This window comes from Streptomyces zingiberis, assembly GCF_012034935.1.
Taxonomy (GTDB): Bacteria; Actinomycetota; Actinomycetes; order Streptomycetales; family Streptomycetaceae; genus Streptomyces; species Streptomyces zingiberis.
Genome location: NZ_JAATEN010000007.1, coordinates 166,382 through 186,227 on the forward strand (window position 1 = coordinate 166,382; position 19,846 = coordinate 186,227).

The window sequence follows — 19,846 nt, forward strand, 5'->3', positions numbered from 1 at the left end:
GCTCGGTCCCGCCCCGGGCGCCGGGCGGCCGGGGCGGCTTCCCGGGGCGGGGCCAGGGCCGTCTACGCCGTCGCGGTGGTGTGCCTCTGCGCCGGGACCGGCCGCCGCTTGCCGAGTTCGGCGGTGAACTGGGCGCCCGCCAGCAGCGCCAGGTTGGACAGCCAGAGCCAGATGAGGAAGACGACGATGCCGGCGAGCGAGCCGTACAGGCGGCTGTAGGTGCTCAGCAGGGAGGCGTACAGCGTGAACCCGCCGGAGACGGCCAGCCACAGGGTGGCGGCGAGGGCGCCGCCCAGCACGCTGTCGCGCCGCCGCCGGTCCGGGACGGAGCCGGTGTGGAAGACCACCACGACCAGGACGGCGACCAGGAACACCAGCAGCGGCCAGCGGGCGAGTCGCCAGACGAAGGCGGCGGTCGCGTCCAGGTGCAGCAGACTGCCCAGGGACTCGGCGACCGGCCCGCTGAGCACCAGCACGAGCGCGCTGACGACGAGCAGGGCCAGCAGGGCCAGCGCCGTGAGCACGATGCGGTGGGCCTTGCGCCAGGGCGAACGGGCGTCCGGGACGCGGTGCATGTGGTGCAGGGCCCGCCGGAAGACCGCCAGGTAGCTGCACGCCGACCACAGTGCGCTGACCACGCCCGTGGCCAGCACGGCCCACACGGCGGAGTGCCGGGTGAGGATCCCGGCGAGCGCGGTGTGCAGGTCGGAGCCGGCCTCGCCGGGGGCGTAGAGGGTGACGTTCGTGATGATCTGCTCGGCGGTCCCGGGGCTGACGGCCCCGAAGACGAGCACGGTGACCAGCAGGGTCGGCAGCACGGTGAGGATGGCGTAGTAGGTGAGGGCCGCCGCGTAGTCGGCGATGTCGTCGTTCCACATCGACACCGGGGTACGGCGCAGCGCCGGGCCCCAGGCGCGGGTGGGGCCGGCGAGGGTGCGCCCGAAGGCCCGGAGCCCTGCGGGGGCCGGGCGGGAATCAGCGGACATGGGGCCTCGGGCGTTTCTGGTGGCTGAGTCGTACACGGGCGTCGAGAGTGTAGGGGGCGGCGGCCCGTTCGGCTTCCGCGGTGGCGGCGGCGAGGGGTCCGAGGACGTCCGCGGGGGTGGTGTCCGGAGCGAGCCGGACCCGCAGCCGCACGCGCAGGATCCGGGGTCCGGCATGAACACGCGCGTGGCAGCGGGTGACACCGTCCACGGTGGCGGCCCGTTCGGCGAGGGCGTCCGCCAGGGCCCGGGTGCGCACGGCGCCGCCCGGGGCGGCCAGCGGCAGGAGGGACCGCGTACGGACCCGGACCTGGGCGAGGAACCACACCGCGAACAGCACGGTGGCGAGGACGCCCACGGTGACGACGGCGGGGGTCCACCAGTCCTGGCCGCGCAGCGCCGCGAGCCCTTCGCGGTCCAGCAGCACGCCGCCGGCCGGCGCGGCGGGCCACCAGGCGGGCGGACGGCCCGGGAGAACGTCGGTCCCGGCCGACGCCAGCCGGCCACCGCCGAGGAGCAGGGCCAGGCCGGCCGCCGCCAGCACGGTGCGGTTCACCGCGGTACGGGGCTGTCTCATCGGCGCTCGCCTCCGTCGTGCCGGTCCTGGTGCCGGTCGTGGTCGTGGCCGTGATCGTGGCCGGGCCCGTGCCCGTGCCCGGCGTGATCGCCGGGCCCGCCGCCGGGGAAGGCTTCCGTGTCCCGTCCGGGAGCCCGTTCGGGAAGGGGACGGGCCGCGCCGGCAGCGCCCTGGGGACCGTAGCGGCCCGCGTCAGGGGGAGGGCCGGCGGGTGCCCCGCCGGAGATCACGCGGGACCGGTGGCCGGGCCCGTCGTCCGGCGCGTCCCCCGGGGCGGCACGGCGCGCACCGCCCGGTTCACCGCCGGGGGCGCCGCCGGGCCCGTCGCCGATGACGTCACGGGGCTCCGCGTCCGTGCCGCCACCGCCGGCCTCGCCGGACCTCCGCGACCGCCCCGTCACGGAGGTGCCCGTGCCGCCCGGTGGCTGCCAGGCCGGTTCCGGGGTGACGGTCACCCGCAGCCCGGGCGCGCGGCGCAGCGGGCAGTCCGCGAGGGTCCGGCGGGCAGCGGCGGTGGCCTGCTCGCGGGCCGTGGGAAGGTCACCGAAGGCCAGGCGGGCCCGGACGGTGACGCGCCCGCGGCGCACCCGGACGGTGGCCGTGGAGATCCCGCCGGCCCGCTCGACGGCGTCCCGGACGAGCGCGGCCACGGTGGAGCGGTCCACCGCGACGTTCCATCCGGGCGCGGGCGGGGTCAGGGTGAGCTGGTGACGCCGCCCCGGGGTACACGCGAGGACGAGCAGCCACGCGCCCGCCAGGGCGAGCAGGGCACCGGCGATCGTGACCGGTGTGCCGCCCGGGCCGTGCCCGGAGAGCCAGTCCAGCAGCCCTGTCCGCCAGGCGGCGGCCGGCCGGCCGGTGGCGTGGACGCGGATGACGTCCGCGGTCACCGCCGCGCAGGCCGCCGCGGCCGTCAGCGTCAGAGCGGCCATCGGCCCGCGCCGCGCCGACCACCAGCGACGCCGGGCCTGCCGCACGGCGGGACGCGCGGCCTCCGTGGGTACCTGCTCCGCCGGCGTGAACGGCGGCGCGAGACCCAGCCGGCCGGCCGGCTGTCCGGACGGCCGCGGGGACAGCGGTGGGGACGGAGCCGCCGGGGCGGGCAGCGCCGGCGGATTCCTCAGGCCGGTGACGGTCAGGTCCACGCGCCCGGTCTCCAGCCCGGTCAGCCCGCGGACGCGGTCGGCGACATGACGCTGGACCTCGCGCGCCGTCTCCGACAGCGGGGCCGGGTAGGGCAGCGCGGCGCGCAGCGCGACGGAGGCCCGCCGGCCCCGGACGGTCGCGGAACCGCTGACGGTGCCCGCCGCCGGCGCGGGCAGCACCTCCCCGGCGGCCCGTTCGGCGATCTTGCGGACCGCCTTGCCGGCGATGGTCGTGGTGCCCCGCCGGGCCGCGGCGACGGGCGCGCCCGCCCGGGCTCCGGCGGCGGTCCCTCCCCCGGCCCCGGGAGGCGCGCCGGCGACCCGCGTCCCGGCCGGGGCGCCGCCCCGCCTCGTGGGGGCACCGCCCCGGCCGACCCAGGAGACCTCGCCCCGCCCGGCCCCGGGGGCGGTGCCGCGTCCCGTGCCGGAGGTCATCGCCGTCTCCGTGCCTGGAACATCTCGCGCAGGTCCTCCGTCCGGCCCTCACCGTCGAGCCAGGACCCGGCCGCGAAGCCGGCCCCGCCGAGGGCGGCCACGAGGAGGAAGGCCGCGAAGCCGCCGAAGTAGCCGGCGAAGGCCAGCGCCATCCCCGCGAACATCCCGATCACCGCTCTGCTCATGGTCAACCACCTCTCACCGGCCCTCGCGGGGCGCGGTCCCGCCGTGCGTAGGACAGTCCCGGACGCCGGACGTCACTCGACGCGGGACTCGGCGGGCGCGGTGTCGTGGTCCTCGTCGGGCAGGTGCACGTCGTTGACGGCGATGTTGACCTCGACGACTTCGAGGCCGGTGATCCGCTCCACCGCGCCGATCACGTTCTCCCGCACCTCGGCGGTCACGTCGGTGATGGGCACGCCGTACTCGACGACCAGGTCCAGGTCGATGGCGGTCTGCTTCTCGCCGACCTCCACCTTCACGCCGCGGCCCACGTTCGGCCGGCCGCCGGGGACCCGGTCGCGGACCGCGCCGATGGTGCGGGACATGCCGCCGCCCATGTCGAAGACGCCGGGGATCTCCCGGGCCGCCACACCGGCGATCTTCACGACGACGACATCCGCGATCGACGTCCTGCCCCGCGTCCCGGCGGGCTCGTTCACGCCGGGGGCGCCCAGGACCACGTCCGTCGAGCCTCCCGCCGGCTCCTTCCGGGGGGCGGTGACGCTCGGGGAAACCGGGGTCGTCTGCTGCGTGGCCATCGTCATCAGTCCTCTCCGTGCCCGCCGCTGTCGCGGTGTGCTGTGAAGTGCGTTCACTCCGTTGGACACCACCGGACGGAGGTTGTGACGCACCTTCCCGGAAAAACCTCCGGCAGCCGCACCGGCGCCGCCGCGCCGGGGAGGGGCCCGGGGCCGGCCGGTCCCCGCCGGAGTCACCGTCTGTGCGACGCTGACCTGCACCACTGCGATCGGTGGGCAGCTTCGGGGCCGGCTCGCGCCGCCTCACGAACGGCCCCGTCCGCCCTCCGGAAGCACCGCCTCCGGAAGCACCGCCTCCGGGAAGCACCGGCCGGCCGCGTGACCGCGGATCCGGCGGAGCGCGTCACAGAACGGCGCCCGCGGTGTCCAACAGGAAGGAGCGGCGAGGACGGCGCGGAACCGGCGGAGGCCGGCGAGGCCCGCACCGCACCGCACCGCACCGCACCGCACCGCACCGCACCGACGAGAGGAGCCGCCCCGTGGCGGGGGACCCCACACCGACCGGACCGCCCGACGAGGCGGCCGGACCGGGCGACGCCCTTCCGGGGGCGACGGCCGGCGCCCCGCCCGCGCCGGGACCCGCGCCGGACCCCACGCCGGCCGTCGCCTCCCCCGGCCCGGACGACGCCCTCCTGGCGGTGCGTGCGGCGGAGGGCGACGAGGAGGCCTTCGCCGTCCTGGTGCGCCGGCACGCCCCCGGGCTGGTACGGCTCGCGACCCGGCTGGTGGGCAATGGACCGGAGGCGGAGGACACCGTGCAGGAGGCGTTCATCAGCGCGTGGCGCACCCTGCCGGAGTTCCGCGGCCACGCGTCCTTCTCCACCTGGCTGTACCGCATCGTCACCAACCGCTGCCTGAACGTCCTCCGTGCCCGCAAACCCCAGGAGCCGCTGGAGGCGGCGGGGGCCGTGGCCGCGCCCGAACACACCGTCTCCCCCGGCCGGATCGCCGAGGCCCGCGCCGCGGTGTCCGAGCTGCACGAGGCGCTGGGCGGGCTGTCGGCGGAACAGCGCACCTGCTGGGTGCTGAGAGAATGGGACGGCCAGTCCTACGCATTCATCGCGGAAACGGTCGGCATCAGCCAGCAAGCCGTCCGCGCCCGCGTCTTCCGTGCCCGACGCCACCTGACGAACGCACTGGGGGCCTGGCGATGACCACCCGAATCCACCCGCCCGACGCGCCACCGCCACACGAGCCCGACGACGAACGGCTGCCCTGCGGACGGCTGCTGTCCCAGGTCTGGACGGACTGGGAGGAGGGCGTCACCGACGCCCACCGGCAGCGGTGCCCGCACTGCCGCGCCGCGGTGGCGGACCTGGAACAACTGGAGACAGCGGTCCGCGCCCTGCGCGACGGCGCCGCTGACGGCGCTGCCGGCGCTGATGCCGCTGACGGCGCTGCCGCCGGCGGCCCCGGAGAGGCGGGAGCCGGGAGTACCGCTTCCCGCGACGCCGACATCGCCGCCCGCCTCACCGGACGGGTCATGGACCTGGTGCGCCGCGAACTGCGCCCCGGGCGCCCGCTGCCGCTGGGCGAGGCCGGCGAGGACCTGTGGATCATGGAGTCGGTCGCGGCCCGCCCGCTGCGCGCCGCCGCCGAAGAGGTACCCGGCGTCCGTGCGGGCTCCTGCCGGATCGCCCCCGCCGGGACCGCCGGCCCCGCCCAGGTGACCGTCGCCGGCCGGCCGGTCCGCCCCACCCGGGTCACCGTGCGCCTGGAGATCCACGCCCCGCTGGCCACCCCCGACCTGCCCCGCCTGGCCGAGCGGGTGCGCCGGCACGTCCAGGCGGCGGCGGACCGGCACCTCGGCCTCGACGTGGCCGGCGTCGACATCCTCGTCACGGACCTCATCGACGAACCCGACAGCGGCGAGAAAGGCCACGGCCGATGACCCAGCCCCAGCTCCCGGCCCTCACCGAGGCCCTCACCGCGGCCGTGCGCGGGGTGCCCGGGGTCGCCTTCCTCAAGCCCGGCATCGCGCGCTCCCTGCGCACGGCCCTCCGGCGGGCTGACCGGCCCGCCGTGTCCGCAGGGTCCGCAGGGTCCGCAGGGTCCGCAGGGCAGGACGTGCCCGACGCGCACCACGGACGGCACACACAAGAGGGGTCCGCCGGGCCCGGCGGACCCGACGGCTCCCACCACCCCGGCGACGGCGCGCCACCCCCCGCGGGCCTGCGGATCAGCCGCCCCGGCGGCACCGGCCCGTGGACGATCGACGTGCGGATCGTCACCCGCGCCGGCACCCGTGCCCTGGACATCACCCGCGCCACCCGCGGAGCCGTCGAAGCCTGCCTGGCCACCCACTTCCCCACCGAGACGGCCCACATCACGGTCACCATCACCGGCACCGTCTGAGCCCGGCACCGTCTGAGCCCGGCACCGGTGCGGGGTCGGCACATGCGGGGCCGGCACGGTGCCGCCGCCCGGCGGGCGGGCGCGCGCATCACCATGCGCGGCCGCCGACGCTGGCCCGGGGAGTCCGTTTCGAAGACGACGTGGGGACGACCGGCAGCAGCACATGGAAGCTCGCCGAGGAACCGGCCACCGTCCCGAACCGCAGCAGCAGCGCCCGGGCCACCAGACGCGGCCGTGCCCCGCCAACCCGGTCGTGCGGACCGGCGGATCAGGCCATGGGAGGCAACCCAGGGGGCACGGGGCCGCTCGCGCCCCTCCGCCGTGCACGACCACCCGGCCGGACGCCGGCCGGTGAGATCTCCCCGCGGATCCCGGGAAGTCCGGGGTTCACGCCATCGGCAATCTGGAAGTGATCACCGCGGAGAAACGTCAATGACCAGGCCAAGTACGCTTATCACGTCGCCGGCGTCCCCCTCACCGGCTTCCCCATCATCGGCGACACACTTCAACGGCTGGTCGACGTCGAGACGTACAAGTGGCCCCAGGACCTCCTCTCGATCATCGAGTCAGACGTGCAGGAGAAGAATTCCGAGCACTACTCACTCGGAGTCGGCGGCACGCACGCCCTCATCGATCAGTGGGCGGCAAGGCGCGGTGTGGACATCGAGGACGGGGACAACGTGAAGAGCGATTCCAACTGGGTGGCCTGGCAGGCCATGAAGCGCGAGGCCAAGCAGTCCTACTCGGCATCACGCGGTGACGCGGCCGTCAGCCTGGGATGGGAGTGAACAATGGAAACCGGTGACGCCCCCGTTGGAACCGCGGTCGGGAGGACCACAGACCTCGGCGCCCAGCCCGTCGCGCATCGCACTCGCCGACTGCGGTGGGCCGCAGCGCTGACGTCCGTACTGGCGCTCCTGGCAGGGGCATTCACGTACTTCAACACCAACGTGTTCACGGACGACCGCCTCTGCCACGGGTGGATCTCCACCGCGCAAGCACGGGAAGTCCTCGGCGGGAACATCGGACGGGTCAGTGCTGACGACAATTCACCGCTGTGGTGCACGGTGACGCGGACCGGCTGGTTCCCCGGCTCGGGCGACACGTCCCTCACCATACGGGCCTCGATGGAGTCCGAAGATTTCCCCTTTGTCCGCTCGAGCTGGGATGTGGCCGGGGACATGCACATCAACGGCGCCGGCAGACCAGGCGCCTACGAAGCCGGACGCGGATGGACCCTGCTACCCGACGCTTGCGCGTCGGAACTCCAATCACCCGCATGGGCCGGAGGAAAGACTCCCGTCGTCTTCGGGAGCGTGACGGAGAAAACCAGCCCCCTGGCCATGGCCCGCCTGCTCAACTCCGCCGCCGACGTCATCGCCGGCAGCGCATTGTGCGGCACACCAGGTGACCATGAGACCGGACGGGACGCCCAGGTCCACACCCCGTCGGCCGTGACCCCGACGGACCTCGACAAGGTCTGCGGGATGGCCTCGCTCGCGTTCGGCGAAGTAACCGGTCCCGGCGGACAGCCGGTCCAGGAACAGACATCCGGAACGCTGAACTCCACCGGCACGGACTGGTTCTGCGACCTCTCCTTCAAAAATGACAGGAAGAACGGACCGTTCACACACCTCGCAGTGGTCCAGAGCCCACGACTGGTGGCAGCACTGAAGAGCCGCGGCTTCGAGGGCACGCAGTGCAACGACCGCGAGGTCGTCTTCGCCCACGACGACCTCTCCTACCCCTGGGATCCGAAAGAGCGCGCCGCCACGGGCATGCCGGACCTGCGGGAGATGTCGAAGCTCTTCGCGACCGCAGCCAAGAAGGCCCTGAACTGCGCCACCTGACAGCGAAACCACAACTGCTCACGCAACGACTACTGGGCAGAGGGGCACGGACGGACATCACTCAAACAACCGGCGAACGACCCGGACGGGGAAGCGTGGCAGGCCATGCGACGTGAAGCAGAACATTCCTACGCGAAGGCGCGCGGCGACGCCGCGGTCCACCTCGGCTGGGAGTGAGCGCGTGGACACGAACAGCAGCACGACGGTTCCGCCGTCCCGTTTCCTCTCCCGCCGTTGGAAGTGGACCGGTGGTATCGCCGCAGTCCTCGCCGTCCTGGCCGGTTCGTTCACCTACTTCAACACGAACGCGTTCGCTGAAGACCGCCTGTGCCACGGCTGGTTCTCCGCCGACGAAGCACGACAGGTACTCGGCGGCCCGTTCGGTCGGCTCACCGCCCACGAGTCCTCCCCATGGTCGTGCACCGTGGAACGGACCGGCTGGTTCACCGGGGCGGGAGACGACCGGCTCACGGTGACGGCCTGGCTTGAGGCGGAAGACTTCCCCTTCCACCGTTCCTCCTGGGAGTTCACGGGAGACCGGCACCTCAGCGCCGAAGGCGGCCCCGGGGCCTACAGCACCAGGGGCGGGTGGACGTTGCTGCCTTCCTCCTGTGCGTCGGCGATCGACCCACGGAGGTCGGACGGGAAACCGACACCGAAGCTATGGGTGTCGGTGCCCGGGAAGGCGGCTCCCTCCGACACGGCTCACCTGCTCGACTCGGCTGCCCGCGCCATCGCCGACGGTTCACGCTGCGGCACGGTCGACGCGGATGCCGGGAGCGTGGACGGGCAGGCCGGAGGTGGGACACGTCTGCACGAGCCGTCAGCGGTGGCACGGACCGACTTCAGCGAGGTGTGCGGGATTCCCGGCTTCGAGCTCGGTAGGCCGGCAGGCCCTCGCGGGGAAGAAATACAGGAACAGACCTCCGGAGTGTTGAATTCACCTGAGGCGGACTGGGTCTGCGACCTCTCCTTCACATCTCTCAAGGACGGGGAGAGCGGCGAACCCCTCACCCGGCTCGCCGTGGTGCGGAACCCACGACTCGTGGCGGCCCTGGAGAACCGTGGCTTCGAGAGCGCCGAGTGCGGAGGCCGGACGACCGTCCTCGCGTTCGACGACCTCTCCTACCTCCTGGAGCCGGAGGAGTACGAAGCGACAGGGCTTCCCCGCACGGGAATCTCCGGCCCCTTCGAAGCCGCGGCCAAGAAGGCCCTGAACTGCACCACCTGACAGCGAAACCACAACTGCTCACGCAACAGAGCAACGGATGAGGGCACCGGACACGACCGGCAGCAGCGGCGACTCCCCCGCCCCGCGCCTCGACGAGATTCCCGCCGCAGCTGGCGGCGGGACGGGAGCCGCTCCGCCGCTGCTCACTCCGCCGGATCGTCCGTATCCTGAGGTCCGCCCGCCCGGCCCATGACCACCTCTTCCGTTTCGGAGACGCCCCCTTGGCCACGGACCTCAGCACCGTCATCGGCGCCCGGCAGTCGTTGGCCGTCATGTGGACCGGACGGGCGGCGGCGACGCGTTCGACGCGGGCGTCATCGCCGGCTGGCTGCGCGGCGAGCCGCCGGCCGTCTGTATGCGGCGTGGCCTCGACGCGGCACGTCATGTGATCACGAAAATTGGAGCTCACCCATGACGAGATGGCTCGGTGTCGCCCTGCTTCCGCGAGCGGACCACCTGCGGGCCGCCGTGCGCCTGCAGCAGGACATCGGCGGCGAGGTGCCGCTGCGGCCCCGGCTGGCACCGGACGGCAACCTTCCCCATGTCACGGTGTTCCAGGGTCCGTTCGCCGACTCCCTCGACCCGGCGGAAGCGCTCGGTTCCATCGCCACGGCGGTTGCCGGGAGCGGCCTGCGCGGTGAGGTGTCCCTGGCGACCACGGATGTGATCCACCAGCCCGTCGGCTGGCTCTTCCTCTCCCTGGAGCGACCGCCGCTGCTCGAAGCGCTTCAGGAGGCGGCGCTCACCGTGCTCGAACGGCACCTCGACCGCGCCTCCTTCCGCCGTGCCAGGGACACCTCCCGGTTCAGCGACGAGGAACGGGCGAGCTACGAGCGCTACGGTTACCGGTACACCGGCACCGCCTACGCCCCGCACGTAACACTGGGGCGCGCCGCGGAGCACACCGTCCTGGAACTGGCCCGCACCGCCCGGGACCGGGCCGGTCTGCCCAAAGAGCTGGTCTTCGACCGGCTGAGCTTCTACGTGATGGGCGAGCAGGGCGCCCATGCGAAGACGCTGCTGGAACGCCGTTTCTGAGATTCTTGGCAGCTCCGGGAGCGGTAGCGGGCCGACCGGGTCCGCCGCCTCGCGGAACAGTCGTACGGTTCCGTTCCCGGTCCCGACGACATCAACGGTAGGAGAACCGGGACGGCGGCACGCCAACTCGCCCCTGCGCCAATGACGCGAGAAGATGCGTCGTGTACTCACGCCTGTGCCACCGGAGGGGCCTGACGCGCAGCGGAACGGGCAGCCACCGGCCGGGCCAGGGGATTGCCGGAGACAAGGGGACGTCGGTGACGCAGTCCGATCTACGTGCGCTGTTCCGGTCCAACAACCGGGACCTGACAGCGGAAGAGGTTTTCGCCGACCGGGAGGACGAGTGGGACGCGATCGTCCGCAGCATGGTAGAGCACGCAGAAGCGGTCTGCGATCCGGGCTTCGACGTGGAGGATTTCGAGGCACCCCGGCGCAACACGCTCGTCTTCTACGGCGTCGGCGGCATCGGCAAGTCGGCCCTGTCACGCCATTCCGCGGCCAAGCTGGCGGGGGCCGACGACGGTCCGACTCAGTGGCGATCCCTGCCGGAGCTTCCGTTACGTCTGCTTCCGGTGCGGATCGACCTCTCCCGCCAGGCCGGTGTGGATTTCGAGGACCTGATGCTGGCCATCCGGCTGACCGCCGCCCAACTGGGCCGGCCCATGCCTGCGTTCGATCTGGCATTGCGGCGTTGGTGGGAAAAGAATCATCCCGGCCAGTCCCTGAACGACCATCTGCGAGGAAGCCGGTTCCTGAGCCGATTCGCCGAATCGGGCTCGCTGTCCGCCCAGATGCAGTCCGCGCTCTCGGACGTCGCTCAGGCCGTCATGCTGCCCGGTACGATCGGCAGCCTTGTCGGCCAGGGACTTCGCGGCGTCGTCGCGGCGCTGCGAGAACACCGCCGGGAGGTGCGGGCTCTGGCCGGTTGCGCCCGGCTCGCCGACCTCCTCGAAGCCGAGCCGGATCTGGAGACCCTCAGCTACTACGCCCACCTCCTCGCGTGGGATCTGGCGCAGCTGCCGGCCGGCAAGGCCGCCATGCCGGTGATCCTCCTCGACACCTTCGAGGATGTCGGTGACCGCACCCACCGGGAGCTGGAGAAGCTCATCCAGCGCGTGGTGTGGCTGATGCCGAACGCCCTGTTCGTCGTCACCGGGCGCAACCGTCTCCAGTGGGACGACGCCGGTCTCGAAGGCCAGCTCGACTGGGCCGGCCCCCGCGCCTGGCCCCTCCTCGCCCCCGGGGCCTCCGAGGACCCTCGCCAGCACCGGGTGGGTTACCTGTCCGCGCAGGACTGCGAGAGCTACCTCTGCCGCAGGCTCCGCCGGGAAGACCGTCCCCTGATGGCCGAGCGCACGCGGCAACTGGTCATCGCCCACTCGCACGGACTCCCGCTCTACCTGGATCTGGCTGTCATGCGCTTTCTCGACCTCTACCAGCAGCACGGCCGTCAGCCGGACGCCGAGGAGTTCAACTATGACTTCCCCGCCCTGGTGGCCCGTACGTTCCGCGACCTCACCGGCGAAGAACGCCAGATCCTGCGCGCCGTGACCCTCCTCGACGCCTTCTCCGTGGAACTGGCCACCGCAGCGGCCGGGTATGAGCGTGACGCGCCCGCCCTCCAGCTCATCGACCGCCCGTTCATCGACACCGACCCCGGCGCTCCGTGGCCGTACCACCTGCACGACCTGCTCCGCGAGGCCATCCGGGGTGCCGACGAGACCAGTGAGGACCGGTGGAGCGACGCCGACTGGCGTCGCGCCGCGCAGCGGGCCTTCAACGCGATCGGACTCGAACACGAGAGGTCCAGGCGCGCCCACGACCGGCGTCTGCTGATCGCCTGCCTGCGCCAGGGGCTCCGACTGGCCCGCGATTTCCAGCTCGAACTCGGCTGGCTCGTGGAAGCGGCGTTCTCCTACGTCGAGGACTCCGTCTGGGAACCCCTCAACACCGACCCCGGCCGGCTCGACTCCCCGGCCGCAGTCCTCACCGCCACGCTGCACGCCATCACCAGCCGGCAGCGCACCCACCGCGGGCATGTCACCGACCTCCTCGAAGAGATCCTCGGCACGGGACTGCTGCCCTCCCACGCCGAGAAGCTCGCCCTCTACCACCTCGCGGAAGCGCAGCGCGATCTCGGCCACCTGCCGGAATCCATGGACGGCATGCGGCGGGTCGCCGGGGCCGGTGGACGTCTCGCGCCTCGCGCCGCGCGGGGCCTGATCCACCTCAGCCGCCGCCTCGGAGAGTTCCCGCAGGTCCTCCAGGCAGCCGACGGACTCGGCCCCGACGGCAGGAAGCAGCGAGTTCTGGGCGACCTCTGGTGGACGCAAGGTGACATCGCCAACGCCTGCACCTCGTACGCCCGGGCACGCGAGGAGGCCACCGGGGAGGGACATCATGGGGAGGCCGCGCTCAGCCAGGCCTGCCTCGCCTTCGCCGCCGCCTTCCAGGACCGCGAACGCGCACAGGGCCAGATCGACCGCGCCCACACCATGCTCCAGCGCGCAGACATCCGCTGGGCCGCCATCCAGGTAGACATCGCCCAGCTCCTGCGCGACGCCGGTTCCGACCCCGCCCTTCCCGAACGCGCGGAGCGGGTCATCGAAGAGGCCCGTGCCAGCGGGTTGACCTCGTCCGTCGCCTACGCTCGCCTCGCCGTCTGCTTCCACGGCGCGGTCCTCGACGACCCCGTTGTCATCGACGCCGCCTGCGAGGCCCTCAGCGCCTGCGTCCGGGGAGCGGAGTTCGCCTACCTTCAGGAGATCGCCCACTTCATGACGGGCACCCAGCCCCCGGCGCAGCTCCCGCGCGCCCAGTGGATCGACGGTCCCGACCGGACGGCCCGGCGCTGGACGAGCCTCGTCTCCGACCGCCGCCGGCAGATCGCCGTCACGCAACCGTAATCCATAATGCGCTCGTGGCCTCCTACACCCTCCTCGACGACATCGACGTCCCCCTGATCGCCGCACGGTACGGACTGGACCGGCTCCGCCTCACTCCGCTGAGGGGCGGCATGGCCAACTCCAGCTTCCGGGCCGAAGCGGACCAGGGGGACTTCGTTCTCACCGTTCTGGACAACCATGACCACGGCAGTGCCGAGCACCTGGCCGCGCTCACCCTGAAGCTCTTCCGGCGGGACGTCCGCACCCCTGCCCCCATGCCCACTGTGGACGGCGGACTCGTCGCCGACATGCACGGCCGCCCCGTGATCCTCAAACGCTGGATCGAGGGGCAGGCACTCGACCAGCTCCCCTCGGAACTGCTGCCCGCCGCAGGCATGCTGCTCGCCGAGGTCCACGCGGTCCCCACCGGGGACCTGGGACTGCCGGTCGGGGCCCGCCGGTTGTCGGACGAACACCGCGCGGCCGTCGACAGCTTCGCCGACCGCGATTTCGCCCACTGGCTCAACGGGCGCCTCCAGGGCGTGCTCGCCACTCCCACCGAGGGCAGGCGCCCCGTTCTGGTCCATGGAGACTTCCATGCCGACAACCTCGTCGTGCATCCCGACAATCAGTTGTCGGTCCTCGATTGGGAAACCGCCACGATCGACGATCCGCTGCTCGACATCGGCATGGCCCTCGCCGGCCACGCACGCGTCGACGGCGCGTTGGCCCCGGGACGTGCCATGCAGTTCGTGGACGGCTACTGCAAGGTCCGGGGCCTCACGGAGACCGATCTCCGGCAGCTTCCCACGGCTGTCGAACACGCCGCACTGATCCTTGCCTTTCACCGCTACTACCGGCACAACGTCCGCTTCCCCAACCCGGCGAAGGCACGGATCCACCAGGAACTGATCGGTTTCGTCGAAGACCTCCACCTTCTGTCCTTCACCGGCGACGACGGGCAGCGAGTCCGGTAAAGGAGCGCGCTCTCCCCTCACGGAGAACGCCCAATCATCGGAATCCAGCAGAGTGCCGCACGGGGCGGGACTCAACGCCGGGCGAACTCACATACGGTGACGGGTCTTTCATCCGATCGCGCGGGAATCGCGTCGTTCGCCCGCGGCACTCGCGTACGCCGTGTCATCGTACGCACACCCAGAGTGGACGGCGCCTGTCACCAGGCGTGACGATGGGGGATCGTCGGAAGCGGTGTGTGGGGCGGGTGCGCGGGAGGTGGGCGGCGGTGGCCGAGGGGAACGATCAGGGGTACGGGCGCGGGGATGCCCAGGGGACGACGGCCCGGGAGAACACGGGCGGTGAAGGTGCGTACGGGGACGAGACGGGCACCTTCGCGGGCGTCTCAGCGGGCGGCTTCGGGCAGGGCTGTACGGACGCGGGCCCCGGCTCCGGGGACGCCGAGGCGACGGCGGGCGGGGCTTTCCGGGGTGAGCCCGGGGCGTCGGACAGCCTGCGCACCTTCGGCGCCGTCGTCCAGGCCCTGCGCGAGCACGCGGGCCTGAGCCGCGAGGAGTTCGGCGACGTGGTCCGCTTCTCCAAGCACACCGTCGCCTCCGTCGAACAGGGCCGCCGGATGCCCGACCGCGACTTCGTCGAACGTGCGGAGACCGCCCTCGGCAACACCGGCGCCCTGCGCCGAGCGGCGCCCCACCTCTCCCGGCAGGCGGGGCTGGCGAGCTGGTTCCGGCAGTGGGCGCGGCTGGAGGCACAGGCCGTGACGCTCTGGACGTACGAATGCCGTGTGATCCCCGGGTTGTTGCAGACCGAGCGCTACGCCCGCGCCGTGACGGAGAGCGTGCCTCCGGTGAAGGACGAGGAGCAGGTGGCCAAGCAGGTGGCGGCCCGGCTGGCGCGCCAGACCCTGTTCGACCGGCGGCCACCGATCGCGTTCAGCTTCATCGTGGAGCAGGCGCTGCTCGAGCGCGGAACGGGCGGCCCCGACGTGACGCGGGAGCTGCTCGATCATCTGCTGGAGCGCTCGTCCCAGTTCAACGTCGAGTTGCAGATCATGCCCCGCCACCAGCCGGATCACGCGGGGTTCGACGGCCCGTTGAGGCTCCTCGCAGAGCACGACAACAGGTGGTTCGGGTATGCGGAGGGACAGCGTGGCGGCATGCTGATCTCGGACCCGAAGGAGGTCGGCATCACCCTCCAGCGGTATGCGAAACTGCGCTCACAGGCTCTCACCCCCGCGGATTCCAGGGGCCTGCTGAAGCGACTTCGAGGAGCGCTATGAGCAGCAGTGACGCACGGACCTGGTTCAAGAGCAGCTACAGCGGTTCCGACGGCGACGACTGTGTCGAGGTGGCGAAGGCCCCGGCGGCGATACACGTCCGGGACTCCAAGGACCCCCGCGGCCCGGAACTCGCCCTCTCCCCCACCGCCTGGCAGGACTTCGTCTCGCACACCGCCCGGAGCTGAATCCCGCGACCCCGCGCCCGGTCTCCTGCCGCACACGACCGGCGGGGGCCGCCACGCCCCCGGACGGCCGGCACGCGCGCGCGTCACGGCCGGCACGCGTGCGCGTCGCCGTGGCGGCCGGCGCTGGAGGGAACCGCCGTTCCGGCGGCGGAAGTGCCGCTCAGTCCTCCGGCGCGGCCGGGACCTCGACCAGTTCGACGCGGACGCCGTTGTCGCGCAGGCGGTGGACGAAGTCCGGCGAGGCGCCCGCGTCGGTCACCAGGGTCCAGCCGGGCGGTAGTTTGGCCCAGGTGTGGAAGGGGCGGCGGCCCAGCTTGCCGGCGTGCGCGAGGACGTAGACGTGGTCGCTGCGCGCCGCCATCAGCTCCTTGAGGCGGGTCTGGCGCAGGTCCGCCTCGCAGATGCCCTCCGTCACCGACACGCCGTCGGTGCCGAGGAACGCCCGGTCGAACGTGAGGCGTTCGAGGGCGGCCTCCGCCAGCGGGCCGACGAAGCCCTGGCTGAGCGGGCGGAGCGTGCCGCCCAAACACTCGACGTGCACCGATTCAACGTCGGCCAGTTCCTGGAGGGCCGTCAGGCCACTCGTGGCCACCGTCAGATGGCGCGACCCGCGCAGTTCGTGGGCGAGGGCGCCGACGGTGGACCCGGCGTCCAGCAGCACCGTCTCGCCCGGCTGCACGCGCGCCGCCGCCCAGCGGGCGATGGCCTGTTTCTCCTCGAACGCCTCCCCGGTGCGCTGCCGGAGCGACGCCTCCGGGTGCGCCGTCAGCGCCATCACGCCCCCGTAGGTGCGGGCGAGCCGCCCCTCGGCGGTGAGCTTGGCGAGGTCGCGCCGGATGGTGGACGCGGTGACGCCGAACTGCCGGGAGAGTTCCTCGACGCTCGCCAGCCCCGAGGTCGTCGCGAGGCGGACGATCCGGTCGCGGCGGGCGGCTGATCCGTTCGCTGCCATCGGTTGTGGGGTCCTCCGGTCTCGGGCGGCGGTACGGGGCGGGCCGGGCCGGGCGGTCAGCTCGCCGCGGCGGCCGACATCTCCGCCGCCTGGAGCAGCGCGGCGACCATGCTACCGGCTTCGGCGCGGCCGGTTCCGGCGATGTCGAAGGCGGTGCCGTGGTCCACGGAGGTGCGGATGACGGGCAGTCCGACGGTGAGGTTGACGCCGGCCTCGATGCCCATGACCTTCACCGGGCCGTGCCCCTGGTCGTGGTACATGGCGACGATCAGGTCGTAGTCGCCGCGGGAGGCGAGGAAGAACGCGGTGTCCGCGGGGAGGGGCCCGCGGGCGTCGATGCCGTCGGCGCGCAGCCGTTCCACGGCGGGCACGATCTTCTCCTCCTCCTCGCCGTAGCCGAACAGGCCGTTCTCACCGGCGTGCGGGTTGATGCCGCACACCCCGATGACGGGCTCGGGGACCCCGGCCCGGATCATCGCCTCGTGCCCGCGCCGCACGGTCCGCTCGACCAGTCCCGGCTCGATGCGCGCGACGGCGTCGAGAAGGCCGATGTGGGTGGTGACGTGGATGACCTTGACGGTGGGCGTGGACAGCATCATCGACACCTCGTCCACGCCCGTGAGGTGGGCGAGCAGCTCGGTGTGGCCGGGGTAGACGTGCCCGGCGGCGTGCAGCGCCTCCTTGTTGAGGGGCGCGGTGCAGATCGCGTGGACCTCGCCGGACACGGCGAGCTCGGCCGCCACCCGGATGTACTCGTACGCGGCGGCACCGGCGGCCGGCGACAGCTCGCCCCAGGGCAGGTCCGCCGGGAGGAGCCCGAGGTCGATGACGTTGATCCGCCCGGGGGTGAACTCCGCCTCCGCGACCGAGGCGACGGAGACGATCGCGCAGTCGGCTCCGAGGATGCGGGCGGCCTGGCGGAGGCGTTCGGCGTCACCGACGACGACGGGCCGGCCCGCGGCGAGCGTGTCCGGGTGGAGCAGGGCCGGGACGATCACCTCCGGGCCGATGCCCGCGCCGTCCCCCATGGTGACCGCGATGATCGGACGCGGTTGCGGGGCGGCGGCACCGGGACCGGGACCGGCGGCGGGAGTCACGGCGGGGGCTGCGTTCACGGTGGATCTCCTTGCTGAGGGGTGGGGTTGAGGTGGGGCGGGTCGGCGCGGGTGGGAGTGAGGACGGCGTGGTGACCGCCCCCGGGGCGGGCCGGGCGGCCCGGGGCGTCCGGTCGGAACGGGCCGCGGACGGGGCCGCCGACGGGGCCGATCCGGAAACCGGGACGGAAGTCCGGGAGCGGCGGGCCGGGTCGGTGCGCTCGGTGCGGATGACGGTTGGAGGGACACAGGGCGGCGGTGGAGCGGGGCCAGGCCGGTGACCTGGGGCGGGTCCGCGGACGGGATGAAGCGGGACAGGGACGGAATCCGGGCCGGGAGGAGGGGGCCGGTGGCGGTGCTCGGGCGGCTCACCCCCGGCGGGCGCCGCGCGGCGCCCGGGGCTCGTGGGACTGCCCGAAGCCGGGGCGCAGCGCGCGGGTGATCCGCAGCAGCGAGTCGGTACCGCCGTGGCTGCCGGGCCGGGTGACCACCGAGCGCCCGTCGTCCGTGCGGCAGTGGACCGCGCCCGGGTGGATGACGTGTTCCGGGGTGAGGGCGGTGACGCCGAGGGCGTCCAGGACGCGGCGGGCGGTCTCCCCGCCGGTGAGGACGAGGTCCGCGCCGGCCGCGGCACCGCGTACGGCCGCCGCGAGCCCTTCGGACACCTGGTGGGCCCGGCCCGGGTCCACCCCGTCCGAGGCGTCGACGCTCACGACGGTGACGCCCGGGCCGGGCGGCGCCGTCGGGGGTGGCCCTCCGGCGGAGGTGAGGACGGCGGCGGGCAGCGGACGGTGTTCGGCCCCCAGCGCGGCGAGTTGCGCGATCTGCGCAGGGGCGGTGAGCTCGGCCGTGCCGACGACGACGAGCAGCGGGCGGTCCCCGGGCGACCCGCCGTCCCCGGACTCCCGCACTTCCCGCGCCGGGTGTCCGGGCGCCAGGTGTCGTGACGTCAGGTTTTCCGGCGCCGGATCGCCCGGCCTCTGATCGCCCGGCGTCATCTGCCGCCGGGCCCCGGCCTCCGGTGACCGCCGGTCCCCCGGCCCGTCCCCCCGCCCGTCCGCATGACCGCTCCCGGGCGCGGGGACGCCCGCGCGGCGCGGGGACGGCGGGCCGGGGGCGAGCAGGCGGCCGGCGGCCGCGGCCAGTCCGCCCGAGCCCAGCAGCCGTACCCCGGGACCGCAGCGCAGCGCGGCCCCGGCGACGGCGTCCAGGTCCTCGTCCGTCTCCGCGTCACAGAGCGGGTGGTGCCCGGCGGCGGCCAGCGCGCGGAACACGGCGGCCAGCGCGTCCGGCCCGGACCGTACGGCGTCCAGGCCGACGGGACGGAGCGGGAGCGGGCCGAAGGCCCCGGCGGCGGACCGGGGTGCGGGACCCGGCTCCATGCGCCAGGCGCCGGTGTGGTGCAGCGGCACGCCGTCCAGGTGGACGACGCCGCCCAGCACGGTGCGCCCGGCGGACGGCAGCGCGGGGGCGACGACGAGGGCGGCGGCACCGGCGGCGAACGCGGCGGCCTCCTCGGCGAGGTTCCCGCGCAGCAGCGAGTCCGCCTTCATCAGCAGCAGGGAAGCGGCGCCGGCGCCGGCCGGGCCGACGGCCCCGGCGACGGGCGCGGTGACGGCCCCGGCGGGCACGGTGACGGCCCCGGCGGCGGGCGCGGTGACGGCCCCGGCGGCGGGCGCGGTGACGGCCCCGGCGGCGAGCGCGGTGACGGCCCCGGCGGCGAGCGCGGCAACGGGCGCGGTGACGCGGGCGAGGACGGCGGCGACGGCGGCGCCCGCCTCGGCGGGACTCCGGCGCCGGCTGTCCAGGTCGAGGACGAGCGCGCGGCCCGGCGCGGCGGGCCGGGCCCGCTCCGGCCGCAGCAGGACGCGGGCGGGCAGCCGGAGCGCCGCCGCGGTCTCGGCGGCGCCCGACAGGTCGTCCGCGAGCGCCACGACGCCACGCGCCGCGGGGCTGGGGCGGCTGGGGCTCGTCACGGGACCTCCTCGGGAGCGGCGTGGATCGGTGACCGCGTCCCGATGATGACACAGCTTGCGCGAAATACGCGACTACTTCTTGCGCGAAGTGCGCAAGCGTGCCACCTTGCTGTCACACGCAACCC

The 19,846-nt window shown here is 73.6% G+C and carries 20 protein-coding genes; 12 read left to right on the forward strand and 8 right to left on the reverse strand.

Annotation, left to right across the window (positions count from 1 at the left end; translation table 11 throughout):
* Nucleotides 1-62: 62 nt before the first annotated feature.
* The 5 genes from HCK00_RS11550 to HCK00_RS11570 all read right to left on the reverse strand — a co-directional run bounded on the left by HCK00_RS11550 (nt 63) and on the right by HCK00_RS11570 (nt 3,901).
* The gene (locus tag HCK00_RS11550; RefSeq protein WP_168101762.1) at nt 63-986 is read right to left on the reverse strand and encodes a YihY/virulence factor BrkB family protein; all 924 of its coding nucleotides are present in this window, start codon (nt 984-986) and stop codon (nt 63-65) included.
* Entirely contained in the window at nt 976-1,560 is a 585-nt protein-coding gene (locus tag HCK00_RS11555) for a hypothetical protein (RefSeq protein ID WP_168101763.1), read from the reverse strand. Before HCK00_RS11555 ends, HCK00_RS11550 begins: the two co-directional genes overlap by 11 nt.
* The gene (locus HCK00_RS11560; protein ID WP_168101764.1) at nt 1,557-3,140 is read right to left on the reverse strand and encodes an Asp23/Gls24 family envelope stress response protein; all 1,584 of its coding nucleotides are present in this window, start codon (nt 3,138-3,140) and stop codon (nt 1,557-1,559) included. The genes HCK00_RS11555 and HCK00_RS11560 overlap by 4 nt, the downstream gene beginning before the upstream one ends.
* Nucleotides 3,137-3,325 carry a hypothetical protein gene (locus HCK00_RS11565; protein WP_168101765.1) on the reverse strand — a complete coding sequence of 63 codons (189 nt, stop codon included), beginning with the start codon at nt 3,323-3,325 and terminating at the stop codon, nt 3,137-3,139. Before HCK00_RS11565 ends, HCK00_RS11560 begins: the two co-directional genes overlap by 4 nt.
* A 72-nt stretch (nt 3,326-3,397) precedes the next feature.
* Entirely contained in the window at nt 3,398-3,901 is a 504-nt protein-coding gene (locus HCK00_RS11570) for an Asp23/Gls24 family envelope stress response protein (protein WP_168101903.1), read from the reverse strand.
* A gap of 632 nt (nt 3,902-4,533) precedes the next feature.
* Between HCK00_RS11570 and HCK00_RS11575 the strand changes: the two genes are divergently transcribed.
* The 12 genes from HCK00_RS11575 to HCK00_RS11630 all read left to right on the forward strand — a co-directional run bounded on the left by HCK00_RS11575 (nt 4,534) and on the right by HCK00_RS11630 (nt 15,699).
* Nucleotides 4,534-5,055: an RNA polymerase sigma factor gene (locus HCK00_RS11575; protein ID WP_168101904.1), complete on the forward strand. Its 522-nt coding sequence runs from the start codon at nt 4,534-4,536 to the stop codon at nt 5,053-5,055.
* Nucleotides 5,052-5,792, forward strand: a complete 741-nt coding sequence (locus HCK00_RS11580; RefSeq protein ID WP_168101766.1) for an Asp23/Gls24 family envelope stress response protein — start codon at nt 5,052-5,054, stop codon at nt 5,790-5,792. Before HCK00_RS11575 ends, HCK00_RS11580 begins: the two co-directional genes overlap by 4 nt.
* The gene (locus tag HCK00_RS11585; RefSeq protein WP_168101767.1) at nt 5,789-6,256 is read left to right on the forward strand and encodes a hypothetical protein; all 468 of its coding nucleotides are present in this window, start codon (nt 5,789-5,791) and stop codon (nt 6,254-6,256) included. The genes HCK00_RS11580 and HCK00_RS11585 overlap by 4 nt, the downstream gene beginning before the upstream one ends.
* A gap of 572 nt (nt 6,257-6,828) precedes the next feature.
* The gene (locus HCK00_RS11590; RefSeq protein ID WP_168101768.1) at nt 6,829-7,044 is read left to right on the forward strand and encodes a hypothetical protein; all 216 of its coding nucleotides are present in this window, start codon (nt 6,829-6,831) and stop codon (nt 7,042-7,044) included.
* A 528-nt stretch (nt 7,045-7,572) separates the two neighbouring features.
* The gene (locus HCK00_RS11595; RefSeq protein WP_168101769.1) at nt 7,573-8,106 is read left to right on the forward strand and encodes a hypothetical protein; all 534 of its coding nucleotides are present in this window, start codon (nt 7,573-7,575) and stop codon (nt 8,104-8,106) included.
* Nucleotides 8,107-8,287: 181 nt separating this feature from the next.
* Nucleotides 8,288-9,337 (forward strand): hypothetical protein, encoded by a 1,050-nt coding sequence (locus tag HCK00_RS11600; RefSeq protein WP_168101770.1) that lies wholly within the window; start codon nt 8,288-8,290, stop codon nt 9,335-9,337.
* 274 nt (nt 9,338-9,611) lie between these two features.
* Nucleotides 9,612-9,752, forward strand: coding sequence for a PfkB family carbohydrate kinase (locus HCK00_RS27555; protein WP_311765265.1), 141 nt, complete (start codon nt 9,612-9,614; stop codon nt 9,750-9,752).
* The gene (locus HCK00_RS11610) at nt 9,749-10,375 is read left to right on the forward strand and encodes a 2'-5' RNA ligase family protein (RefSeq protein WP_168101771.1); all 627 of its coding nucleotides are present in this window, start codon (nt 9,749-9,751) and stop codon (nt 10,373-10,375) included. Before HCK00_RS27555 ends, HCK00_RS11610 begins: the two co-directional genes overlap by 4 nt.
* 257 nt (nt 10,376-10,632) lie before the next feature.
* Entirely contained in the window at nt 10,633-13,281 is a 2,649-nt protein-coding gene (locus HCK00_RS11615) for an ATP/GTP-binding protein (RefSeq protein ID WP_168101772.1), read from the forward strand.
* Between the two features lie 14 nt (nt 13,282-13,295).
* Nucleotides 13,296-14,237, forward strand: coding sequence for a phosphotransferase (locus tag HCK00_RS11620; RefSeq protein ID WP_168101773.1), 942 nt, complete (start codon nt 13,296-13,298; stop codon nt 14,235-14,237).
* A 491-nt stretch (nt 14,238-14,728) separates the two neighbouring features.
* Nucleotides 14,729-15,514, forward strand: coding sequence for a helix-turn-helix domain-containing protein (locus tag HCK00_RS11625; protein ID WP_168101905.1), 786 nt, complete (start codon nt 14,729-14,731; stop codon nt 15,512-15,514).
* Entirely contained in the window at nt 15,511-15,699 is a 189-nt protein-coding gene (locus HCK00_RS11630) for a DUF397 domain-containing protein (protein WP_168101774.1), read from the forward strand. Before HCK00_RS11625 ends, HCK00_RS11630 begins: the two co-directional genes overlap by 4 nt.
* A 160-nt stretch (nt 15,700-15,859) precedes the next feature.
* On the opposite strand, the gene HCK00_RS11635 is transcribed toward HCK00_RS11630, so the two are convergent.
* From HCK00_RS11635 to HCK00_RS26920, 3 genes are all read right to left on the reverse strand, one after another.
* A complete protein-coding gene (locus tag HCK00_RS11635; protein ID WP_168101775.1) occupies nt 15,860-16,651 on the reverse strand; it encodes a DeoR/GlpR family DNA-binding transcription regulator in 792 nt (263 codons plus the stop codon).
* A gap of 56 nt (nt 16,652-16,707) precedes the next feature.
* Nucleotides 16,708-17,766: a 4-hydroxythreonine-4-phosphate dehydrogenase PdxA gene (gene pdxA, locus HCK00_RS11640; RefSeq protein ID WP_311765266.1), complete on the reverse strand. Its 1,059-nt coding sequence runs from the start codon at nt 17,764-17,766 to the stop codon at nt 16,708-16,710.
* Nucleotides 17,767-18,113: 347 nt separating this feature from the next.
* The gene (locus HCK00_RS26920; RefSeq protein WP_206320219.1) at nt 18,114-19,721 is read right to left on the reverse strand and encodes a four-carbon acid sugar kinase family protein; all 1,608 of its coding nucleotides are present in this window, start codon (nt 19,719-19,721) and stop codon (nt 18,114-18,116) included.
* Between the last annotated feature and the right edge of the window lie 125 nt (nt 19,722-19,846).

Coding starts and splice junctions, on each gene's coding strand:
- HCK00_RS11555 (WP_168101763.1), bottom strand. CDS start 1,560: ATGAGACAGCCCCGTACCGCGGTGAACCGCACCGTGCTGGCGGCGGCC.
- HCK00_RS11635 (WP_168101775.1), bottom strand. CDS start 16,651: ATGGCAGCGAACGGATCAGCCGCCCGCCGCGACCGGATCGTCCGCCTC.
- HCK00_RS11580 (WP_168101766.1), top strand. CDS start 5,052: ATGACCACCCGAATCCACCCGCCCGACGCGCCACCGCCACACGAGCCC.
- HCK00_RS11630 (WP_168101774.1), top strand. CDS start 15,511: ATGAGCAGCAGTGACGCACGGACCTGGTTCAAGAGCAGCTACAGCGGT.
- HCK00_RS11610 (WP_168101771.1), top strand. CDS start 9,749: ATGACGAGATGGCTCGGTGTCGCCCTGCTTCCGCGAGCGGACCACCTG.
- HCK00_RS11585 (WP_168101767.1), top strand. CDS start 5,789: ATGACCCAGCCCCAGCTCCCGGCCCTCACCGAGGCCCTCACCGCGGCC.
- HCK00_RS11560 (WP_168101764.1), bottom strand. CDS start 3,140: ATGACCTCCGGCACGGGACGCGGCACCGCCCCCGGGGCCGGGCGGGGC.
- HCK00_RS11570 (WP_168101903.1), bottom strand. CDS start 3,901: ATGGCCACGCAGCAGACGACCCCGGTTTCCCCGAGCGTCACCGCCCCC.
- HCK00_RS11565 (WP_168101765.1), bottom strand. CDS start 3,325: ATGAGCAGAGCGGTGATCGGGATGTTCGCGGGGATGGCGCTGGCCTTC.
- HCK00_RS11550 (WP_168101762.1), bottom strand. CDS start 986: ATGTCCGCTGATTCCCGCCCGGCCCCCGCAGGGCTCCGGGCCTTCGGG.